Source organism: Ferruginibacter sp., from assembly GCF_031391665.1.
Taxonomy (GTDB): Bacteria; Bacteroidota; Bacteroidia; order Chitinophagales; family Chitinophagaceae; genus Ferruginibacter.
In genome coordinates this window covers 1-9,013 of record NZ_JANMUN010000089.1, presented here as the reverse complement: position 1 = coordinate 9,013, position 9,013 = coordinate 1, and the positions used below count along the sequence as shown (strand labels likewise).

Genomic DNA, 9,013 nt, shown 5'->3' with positions numbered 1-9,013 from the left:
GCAAAAGGATACCTTTTAAAAAATGCAGACAAAACAGAAATTATAGAAGCAGTGCATACGGTTGCTAATAACGAGCCGCATTACTGCCGCCTTACTTCTCAAAAATTGGCGAGCATGGTAGCAAAAAGTAAATTCAACCTGCATTTAAAAAAAGAGAAGCCAGAATTTAATGAGAGGGAGCAGGAAATAATCCGCTACATCTGTGAAGGATTAACCAATAAAGAAATTGGCGAAAAAATATTTTTAAGTGTAAGAACAGTAGAAGGATTACGCTTAAAAATTATTGAAAAGATGAACGTAAAAAATACTGCCGGCATAATTGTATATGCCATACGGGAACATTTGTATACACCGCAGTTGTAAAAAAAATATTTTTTTAAAATATTTTTTTTACAGTTTTTCATTGGAGAAATCACCTGTTTTAAAACGCTTTTATAAAATTATTTTTTATTTTTTTTGAAAAATATTTGGCAGAATCAAAAAAATAAATTCATCTTTGCAATGCAAATAAAATTATTAACAACAAACATGTTACGCATATCACAACATATTGAAGCGATGAATTGTTTTAGTCCGAAAGGGGATTATAATAATTGCGGGGCATGTTATGCTGATGAATAAGTATCAAAACTAATTCCTTATAACTTAAGCCCCGCCTGAAACAGCGGGGTTTTTTGTGCCCCCATCCCCTAAAGGGGCGGCGGAGAAGTTAGCGAAGAATGAGTTATTAATTAAAAAATAAAAATGCATCAACAAAAGGATAAACAACAAATAGCAAAACGAAGTTTATTACTAAACTGGTATAAAATATTTATGCCGGCAGGCCAGGGTATGCATTTTAGTAATACAATAAATGAAGATAACATAACACGACTGTGTGTAAAGCGAATGAGTGAATAAAAAAAACTTGTTGAGCAAAAGCCCGGTCGAATTAAAAAACGACCGGGCTTTTTTTATGCCCTAAAATAAAATTAAAGGCAATGACATTTTTAATTGTAGTATGGTTAATACAGGCTTTTGCAGAAGCCATTTTTAACCGCATAAAAAAACGCATAAAATAATTAGATGCAGAAGGAGGAATAAAGCTTTCCCCGTGAGATGCAACGGGGAAGCTTTTTAAAATGTTCTTTGATTGGTTTTAATTTTTTAAAATATGGAAGTATTCCGATTGGCCGGATACTCCACCTGGACTGGAGAGGCTACAGGTTCGAATCCTGTCTTCTATACTAAATGGTCTGTTAGTCTAAATGGTTCAGGATGTCAAGCTTTCTACTTGAAGATACCAGTTCGAATCTGGTACAGACTGCAAACCCTTGAAACGTAGTGTGCAGTGCTGCTTCAGCCAGCACTCCGCTATACTGGTTCGTTAGTGTAACGGCTAACATTTCTGATTGTCTATCAGAAGCTATGAGTTCGATTCTCATACGAACCGCAAAAAAAATTATTGAGTGGTGTAATGGCAACATTTCAGAATTTGACTCTGAAGTTGATAGTTCTCCCGATGCATCGGGACTCGATAACAAAAAAAATTGCAGTATATGCGTTGATGGCGGCGTGCCGGTCTTCCAAATCGGAGGAGAGTGTTCGAATCACTCATACTGCACTTGGTAAATGTTGGCTCTAGCTTATTTGGTAAAGCACTGCACTGTGAATGCAAAGAACAGGGTTCGAAACCCGGAGTCAACCAATGCGGTTGGGTGTAATGGTAACATCATCTTCTTCCTCTTTTTCTAAGAGGTAAACATAAGAGGATTGTATTCGGTTCAAATCCGAAAGCCGCACCAAATTGGTTTATAGTTCAATGGATAAGAATACTACGCTACGAACGTGGGGATACAAGTTCGAATCTTGTTAGACCAACTAAATTGACTTATAGCTTAACGGTGAGAGCAGTTGCCTTATATGCAAAAGGTTATTGGTTCGAATCCAATTAAGTCAACAAAAAAATAAAATTGTGACTTGGTGTAATGGTAACATGCTGGTCTCATAAGCCAGAAGATGCAAGTTCGAATCTTGCGGTCGCAACAAAGATGATTTAGCTCAATGGTAGAGTATTACGCTGATACCGTAAAGGTTGAAAGTTCGAATCTTTCAGTCATCACAAAATAGTTTCGTAGCTCAATGGTTAGATGCACCGAACTTTTAATTCGGGGGTTGTGAGTTCGAGTCTCACCGGAACTACATTGTTTGAACGGGGATTTGGGTAGATGGAATGATTAAAAGGATTTTGGTTTCAGTAATCTTTCTAATCCTATCAATCTTTTAAAATCTTCGTTCATACAAAAATAATAATGGATGAATAGCTCAATGGTAGAGCAGATGTTTGTTAGGCATCATGTTGAAAGTTCGAATCTTTCTTCATCCTCAAAAAATGTGAGTGCGGCGAAGTTGGAGAGTCGTAGCGGTCTGTAACACCGTTGCCTTCGGGTTCAATAAGTTCGAATCTTATCACTCATACAAATGGAGAGAGTCCGGTTGGTCATGGATGCTGTCTTGAAAACAGACTGGGTATAACAGCCTCAAGAGTTCGAATCTCTTTCTCTCCGCAAAAAAATATTTTGGAGAGTTGGCAGAGCGGTAATGTAGTGGTTTGCTAAATCATACATCGGTAAAACGGTGCAAAGGTTCGAATCCTTTACTCTCCGCAAACGTCCTGCTGGCAGACATGGCTGTATGCATTCGACTGCAAATCGAAAGAAGGAAGTTCGAATCTTCCGCAGACTCGATAAAATAAAATTGTTTGATAACAGATGAATTCGATAATGAGGAAAAAAGAAATCAATCAACAAATCTGTAACAAACAAATGGACGAATAACTCAATTGGTAGAGTGCCGGTTTGAAGAACCGGTAGTGTAAGTTCGAGTCTTGCTTTGTCCGCTAATGTGTGAACGGAGATTTGGGTAGATGAAAATGATTAAAAGGATTTTAGTTTACAGCAATCCTTCTAATCCTGTCAATCTTTTTAAATCCCCGTTCAGACAAAAAATAAAAAGTGAGTAAAGATCACCAAAGAAAAAATGTTGAACGGGGCGTCGCCAATGTCGTCACATCAAGGAACAAAAGTTGGATAACAAAATTTAATGTCCCGAAGGGGATTAAGAAAAATTTAAAAAAATGGAACAGCAACAGCAATGGAGAAAACTTAACGGACAAAAAATACTTTGTTCAATTGAAGATGAAGTAAGGGCAACAATTATCAGAGAAAAAGAAATGGGCCATGAATTAAAAGTATGCATTGGTACCGACAGCCAGGTGAAAGGGAAGGAAACTGAATTTGCTACCGTGATAGTTTTTATACGAAAAGGTAAAGGTGGTTTTATGTACATCTGCAACGAAACCACTTTGCAAAAAATGAGTATTAAACAACGGATGCTGGTGGAAGTTGCAAAGAGTATTGATGTGGCTTATCCGTTGTGCAATATTTTTAGCCGCTACAGTGTAGATATGGAAGTGCATGTGGATATTAACACTAACCCCAACTTTAAAAGCAATGATGCTTTAAAAGAAGCTATGGGATATATTTTGGGAATGGGGTTTGTGTTTAAAGCCAAACCTGATGCTTTTGCCAGCAGCAGTTGTGCTAATAAAATTGTGCAGTAATGCAAGCCCTAAATCCCCTCCCGAAAAAATCGGGATAAATTCCTGGGACTTGAAAACTGTATTAGAATTAAATAGAAAAATAATTAACAAGATTAAAATTTAAAAAATGAAAAAGTTAAATACCAGTGATAATAATTTGATGAAAAGAAATTTAATTAAACGCAGAAAAATATTTTCTGCAGGGTATAAATAAATTATCATGGCAAAGAAAAATAAAACCGAAAGAGAAAAGCAGTTATTAAAAACAGCGGCGCAGGAAGCTGTGATTGCACAGGCACTGCAATTTTCCAGGAAAAGGTTTAAAAAATTTGAAGATATCATCGTGCAATTGTATTTGGGCGCAGATCTTAGCTTTTCATTTTCTGACAGAAGAATATGGAAAATAAATGAGTGCTTTAATAATTTTTCTTCCAAAGTAAAAGCTGCGGACAGAAAAATTTTGAAGGATGTATTGATACTGCTTGATGCAAAAAGTGAATTAGTAAGTGGTGAAGCATACATTCAGGTGTTGTACAACATGGTCCAGTTTCGTGCATATTGGAAACAGGATGTGTTTAAATGGAAACCAATAACAAAGCAACCTGCGGCACAGGTAAAAGAATTGGCTGCTTATCTTTTTTGTAAATATAAAATTCCTGATTTTTTATACCAGGGTTTGTATGAAACAAAAAACATGCAGTACATACAATGGTTGATGCACCTTGGAGATGGAGGAAGGGTGAAAGAAATGAAAAATATTCCCATTCCATTTACGCAAAAGATGGGGCATTATTTTTTACTGGCTCCAGCAAAATTTTCTATAGCCGAAGCATTGCGATGGGCACAGGTTAAAGGATTAAACGGCGAAGATAGATTGGCGGAAAGAATAACATATTCATGGATGGGTACAAAAACTTACGATAACGAAGGTTTTTGGGAAAGCTTTATCAGGTTGGTAATGAATGGCGGCATGTTTAACCTGAATAAACTAACAGAGTTAATTGATTATGTAAGAGAAGAAAAAAGAGTAAACAGCAATTATACTTTAAAGGGAAGAACCTTGCAATCTTTATTTAGGCAGAGTGATGTATGGCATAGCCATTTTTCAAACAGCAGGACTAACCAGGTTTGGAAACCTTGCGGTATTGAAGGCTACAGAGCAGAAAAAAAATCTGAAGTAGTTGTATTGGAAGAGTTGACAGAATCGAGAAAATTAACGGAAGAAGGAAAAACGATGAAACATTGTGTGGGTTCTTATGCTTTTTATTGTGCTAAAGGAAAGTCGGCAATTTTTTCTTTGCGTAAATATTCCGGCGGCATACTGCTGGATATAATGGCAACCATTGAAGTGAATTTGGCTTTGCAAAGAGTAGTACAGGCAAAAGCAAAAATGAATAAACCTGTTAGTGAAGAAGCAAAAAAGTATATGGAAGCATGGGCAATGAGTGAAGGACTTGTATTGAATCCTTATTTGTAAAAACAAAAGAATTTAAAATGGAAAATATTACCAGTCAAAAAATGATAAATGCCAACAGCATTTTTGATAATGGATTTTTATGTGGCAAATCGCTTTACCTGTATTGCTTTGGGCATATACCCAGTGCCAATTATATCAACAACATTAATGGCGAAAAAGCATTTGCAGCTATTAAAGAAAGGTTTAGTCATTTAATAAAGTCAGTGCATGGGTACCGCTATTACGATACTAAGAAAAAACGCTATGTTTTTGATGAAACTTTTATGATTATGCAAAATGGTTGTGTGATGGAATTTGATACGAACTTCTGCGAAATTTATCACGGCGGTATGCAAGATGATTTTATAAACGATTGCACCAGCCTGATGAAAAAGTTTAAAGAAAAGCAACGCAGAAAACCACTGGAGATTAACTTGATCAGCAGAGGAAGAAACGGACTGGAGCTAAAGCAACTGGAAGTAAAAAGAACAAAGTTAAACCTGGATCTTTTTTACGAAGATGATTTTAAAACAGTGAGTGATACAATATGCAAACGGTTGACAAAAGATAAAGACAAAGGCATTGTATTGCTGCATGGATTACCCGGCACCGGCAAAACCACCTACCTCCGCTACCTGATTGGTAAAATTAAAAAGCGGGTATTGTTTGTGTCGCCCAATGTAGCGGCAGATATTACCAGCCCGGACTTTATTGAGTTGCTGGTGAGTAACCCTAATAGTGTATTGATAATTGAAGATGCAGAAAATGTAATTATGGATAGAAAGATAAGTGGTAATGCATCGGTATCTAATTTATTAAATATTTCTGATGGGTTGCTGGCAGATTTTTTAAATGTACAATTGATTTGCACTTTTAATAATTCGCTTACACTGGTAGATAGTGCATTGATGCGAAAAGGAAGACTGATTGCTAAATATGAATTTGGAAAATTAAGTGCAACAAAATCGCAACGCTTATCTTATCATTTGGGTTTTACTAACCACATTACAAAACCGATGACGATAGCAGAAATTGCTAACCCGAATGAAAAAGACAATGTGATAGAAAGAACGGAAGTGTTTGGTTTTAGAAGGCAGGAAGTGATGATGAATTAATTTAGGTAGTTGCAAGAGAAGTCAAGTTTCAAAAACTTGACTTCTCTAATCCAGATACAACTCCTGCATCAAACGCATTTTTCTTTTTATCTGCCGCACAATATTGTTAGGCGATAAAATTTTAATGCCTTCGCCAAAACCAAAAAGTTCACGTTCCATTTCAAAATTGGGGATTACTGCAATAGTGAAATGAGAGCCGCCTTTTACTTCTTCCACTATTTTTTGCGACGCATGAATAGGTTTGGTTTTAATATAAGGCGCATGCAATGCACTTGCCCAAAATAAAATAGTGGTAGGCTGCTCGGCATAGTTACGGGTTACGCCGATAATATCATTAAAATAAGTATGCGGCTCAAATTTTTTGTGCTGCACAAAAAGTTCTTTGTCTTGTGCTGTAATGTTTTGAATACGGTCTAAAGCAAAAGTGATAATTTCTTTGCCCTGCTTTTTCATACCCAGTATAAACCAGCGGTTGCGGTATTCTTTAAGCAGGTAAGGATAAAAAATAATATCGGCTGCCTGGCGTGCTTTAAAAGATTGGTAAGTGAGCAGCAGCGTGGTTTTATTTACAATGGCTTTGTATAAAATATCCAGCCATTCAATACCGGTGAGCAGATCATTTTTTTCAAAATCGATTACGGATGCCTGCTGGTGTTGTTCGCTGTAAATTTTGTCTTCCAGTTTATTTACCATTTCGCTCACTTCGTTAAAGTGGCTGAAACCTTTAAACTGGCGCAGCAAATGCGATACTTCCTGCAATATGCCCAGGTCTTGCGTAGTAAGCGGACTATTGGCAATGGAATACTCCGCATCCTCATAAGTATAAAACTTTTTGTCTTTTACTATGATGGGTGCATTGTAACCTAATGAATCACTTCGCATGGCATTCAGATCTAGCCGAATGGTACGCATGCTGATGCTGGTATGCATGCCTTCGTATTCGTACAGGGCTTCATTGCAGGCATCGATCAAATCCTCAATAGTCCATTTGCGGCGGCGGTTTTGCAGGCATTTGTCGATGGTGCGGTAGCGGATTAAGGCATTGCGGTTTACAGGCATTTTGAATATTTTTTTAAAAATAAGGAAAATATTTTTTACTGTGCAAATAGATTGCACAGGTGGGTTTGAGATTTGTGTTATCAAAGTAAAAACAAGAAGTTCTTTAAAATATTGTTGATGAAAACACATCAACGGAAGAGTTCCGTTAACACGGAAATGGGTATTAGTATGTTGACAGCGAACCGGATGAGTGTTTTTAAAACACCATAGTGCAGACGCAGTAGCTATCTGTATGCTGTTGCATCAATATGCAGTGTCCACCATAACCTGTGGGTCAGGGGTTCGATTCCCTTTCCCGATAAAATCGGGATAGCTCAGTTGGATAGAGCAACAGAAACATGTGGGTTCGACTCCCACTCCCGCCGCAGGCGGGATGGCGAAACTGGTAAACGCAAAGCACTTAGGATGCTTCTCACAGAAGTACACCACTTCTTAAAAAATGGTGATGCATTAAAGTAGAAATTGCGTTGTCTGCTGTTTGTAAAAGTGTTGCAACTTTTACAGCGAGCAAATTCAGTAAACGCTTTGCAAATGACAAAATTAGCAGGTAGCAAATGACACTTTGTTTATTTAATCGTTACCGGGTACGCCGGGTAAATAATAATAAACCAACTGTCAGCCCGAATCTGATAACAAATCATTTCCGTGATTACAGAATGGCAACCAATTTCAACTTTATTAAAACAAAATTTAATCAGCGCCATCTGAGAAATCAGCGGGCAAAATAAAAACAAAATGAAACAAGTAAAAATTAACGCCTACCAAATAGCATTGGTATTTAAAAATGGCGTTTACAAAAAAATGTTGCAGGAAGGAAACTATTGGTTATGGTTTAACGAAACCGTATTGATATACGATGTAACCAAACAGTTTAATACATCTGCAGAATTAAACATTCTGTTGCAGGATGCTGCATTAGCCAACGCTTTGCAGGTAATTGAAGTAAGCGATAATGAAATTGTATTGCAATACCAGGATGGTTTGATGAAACAGGTATTAACTGCAGGCCGTTATGCTTTTTGGAAAAACGCAGTCAACAACTATGAATTTATAAAAGCCGACATCAGCAAAATAGACATTACTGAAAACATCAGTCGTGCTGTGTTGCAAAACAAATTGGTAGCACCTTATGTGCGTAGTTACACTGTAGAAAATTACGAGCAAGCGGTGTTGTTCATAGACGGTAAGTATGCACAAATATTGCCAGCCGGTATTTATTACTGGTGGAAGAACAGCATTACCATTGTAGTGGGTAAAGCCGATACCCGTATGCAGCAAATAGAGATCAACGGACAAGAAATTTTGACTAAAGACAAAGCTGCATTGCGTATAAACGGTTATGCCCAGTACAAAGTGGTGGATATTGAAAAAGCAATTTTGCAAAACAAAGATTACGAAAAGCAATTGTACGTAACCTTTCAGTTAGCATTACGGGAGTATATAGCCGCTTATGGTTTTGATGAATTACTGGAGAAAAAAGCAGCTATAGCACCATTTATTTTAGAAGCAGTAAAAACTGCTGCCGAAAATTTGGGTGTTGCCGTAAACAGTTTCGGTATCCGGGATATTATTTTGCCAGGCGATGTAAAAGACATCATGAACAAAGTGTTGGTGGCCGAAAAAAATGCACAGGCCAACAGCATCATGCGTAGGGAAGAAACTGCCAGCACCCGTAGTTTGTTAAACACTGCCAAATTAATGGAAGACAATACCATGTTGTGGAAATTGAAAGAGATGGAATACGTTGAAAAAATTGCCGACAAAATCAGCAACATCAGCGTAAGTGGTAATGGTGCCTTGATT

At 37.2% G+C, this 9,013-nt stretch carries 7 protein-coding genes and 14 tRNA genes; 20 read left to right on the top strand and 1 reads right to left on the bottom strand.

Annotated features, from left to right (window positions below):
- From ACY651_RS06765 to ACY651_RS06680, 18 genes are all read left to right on the top strand, one after another.
- Positions 1 to 363: response regulator transcription factor (locus tag ACY651_RS06765; RefSeq protein ID WP_462250997.1), on the top strand; the 363-nt coding region annotated here is incomplete at its 5' end.
- Between the two features lie 381 nt (positions 364 to 744).
- Positions 745 to 900 (top strand): hypothetical protein, encoded by a 156-nt coding sequence (locus ACY651_RS06760; RefSeq protein WP_462250995.1) that lies wholly within the window; start codon positions 745 to 747, stop codon positions 898 to 900.
- Between the two features lie 253 nt (positions 901 to 1,153).
- Positions 1,154 to 1,226: transfer RNA gene (locus tag ACY651_RS06755), tRNA-Pro, on the top strand.
- A gap of 134 nt (positions 1,227 to 1,360) precedes the next feature.
- Positions 1,361 to 1,432 (top strand) — tRNA-Asp (locus ACY651_RS06750).
- A gap of 99 nt (positions 1,433 to 1,531) precedes the next feature.
- Positions 1,532 to 1,603, top strand: a tRNA-Gly gene (locus ACY651_RS06745).
- A gap of 12 nt (positions 1,604 to 1,615) precedes the next feature.
- Positions 1,616 to 1,687, top strand: a tRNA-His gene (locus ACY651_RS06740).
- Positions 1,688 to 1,787: 100 nt separating this feature from the next.
- Positions 1,788 to 1,860: transfer RNA gene (locus tag ACY651_RS06735), tRNA-Arg, on the top strand.
- A gap of 6 nt (positions 1,861 to 1,866) precedes the next feature.
- Positions 1,867 to 1,939: transfer RNA gene (locus ACY651_RS06730), tRNA-Ile, on the top strand.
- Between the two features lie 14 nt (positions 1,940 to 1,953).
- Positions 1,954 to 2,025 (top strand) — tRNA-Met (locus tag ACY651_RS06725).
- Positions 2,026 to 2,029: 4 nt separating this feature from the next.
- Positions 2,030 to 2,101: transfer RNA gene (locus tag ACY651_RS06720), tRNA-Ile, on the top strand.
- Between the two features lie 6 nt (positions 2,102 to 2,107).
- A tRNA-Lys gene (locus tag ACY651_RS06715) sits at positions 2,108 to 2,181 on the top strand.
- A 112-nt stretch (positions 2,182 to 2,293) separates the two neighbouring features.
- Positions 2,294 to 2,365 (top strand) — tRNA-Asn (locus tag ACY651_RS06710).
- Positions 2,366 to 2,462: 97 nt separating this feature from the next.
- Positions 2,463 to 2,546, top strand: a tRNA-Ser gene (locus ACY651_RS06705).
- Between the two features lie 14 nt (positions 2,547 to 2,560).
- Positions 2,561 to 2,645 (top strand) — tRNA-Ser (locus ACY651_RS06700).
- Positions 2,646 to 2,806: 161 nt separating this feature from the next.
- A tRNA-Phe gene (locus tag ACY651_RS06695) sits at positions 2,807 to 2,878 on the top strand.
- Positions 2,879 to 3,115: 237 nt separating this feature from the next.
- Positions 3,116 to 3,601, top strand: coding sequence for a ribonuclease H-like YkuK family protein (locus ACY651_RS06690; protein WP_462250993.1), 486 nt, complete (start codon positions 3,116 to 3,118; stop codon positions 3,599 to 3,601).
- A gap of 199 nt (positions 3,602 to 3,800) precedes the next feature.
- Positions 3,801 to 5,057 carry a PcfJ domain-containing protein gene (locus tag ACY651_RS06685; RefSeq protein WP_462250991.1) on the top strand — a complete coding sequence of 419 codons (1,257 nt, stop codon included), beginning with the start codon at positions 3,801 to 3,803 and terminating at the stop codon, positions 5,055 to 5,057.
- A gap of 17 nt (positions 5,058 to 5,074) precedes the next feature.
- Positions 5,075 to 6,151, top strand: a complete 1,077-nt coding sequence (locus ACY651_RS06680) for an AAA family ATPase (protein ID WP_462250989.1) — start codon at positions 5,075 to 5,077, stop codon at positions 6,149 to 6,151.
- A 45-nt stretch (positions 6,152 to 6,196) separates the two neighbouring features.
- Here the strand turns inward: ACY651_RS06680 and ACY651_RS06675 are convergent, their stop codons facing one another.
- Positions 6,197 to 7,210, bottom strand: a complete 1,014-nt coding sequence (locus tag ACY651_RS06675; RefSeq protein WP_462250987.1) for a helix-turn-helix transcriptional regulator — start codon at positions 7,208 to 7,210, stop codon at positions 6,197 to 6,199.
- Between the two features lie 305 nt (positions 7,211 to 7,515).
- Between ACY651_RS06675 and ACY651_RS06670 the strand changes: the two genes are divergently transcribed.
- Positions 7,516 to 7,575, top strand: a tRNA-OTHER gene (locus ACY651_RS06670).
- Between the two features lie 370 nt (positions 7,576 to 7,945).
- Positions 7,946 to 9,013, top strand: a 1,068-nt coding sequence (locus ACY651_RS06665) for a slipin family protein (protein ID WP_462250985.1), incomplete at its 3' end; no start/stop codon positions are given.

Coding starts and splice junctions, on each gene's coding strand:
- ACY651_RS06760 (WP_462250995.1), top strand. CDS start 745: ATGCATCAACAAAAGGATAAACAACAAATAGCAAAACGAAGTTTATTA.
- ACY651_RS06690 (WP_462250993.1), top strand. CDS start 3,116: ATGGAACAGCAACAGCAATGGAGAAAACTTAACGGACAAAAAATACTT.
- ACY651_RS06685 (WP_462250991.1), top strand. CDS start 3,801: ATGGCAAAGAAAAATAAAACCGAAAGAGAAAAGCAGTTATTAAAAACA.
- ACY651_RS06680 (WP_462250989.1), top strand. CDS start 5,075: ATGGAAAATATTACCAGTCAAAAAATGATAAATGCCAACAGCATTTTT.
- ACY651_RS06675 (WP_462250987.1), bottom strand. CDS start 7,210: ATGCCTGTAAACCGCAATGCCTTAATCCGCTACCGCACCATCGACAAA.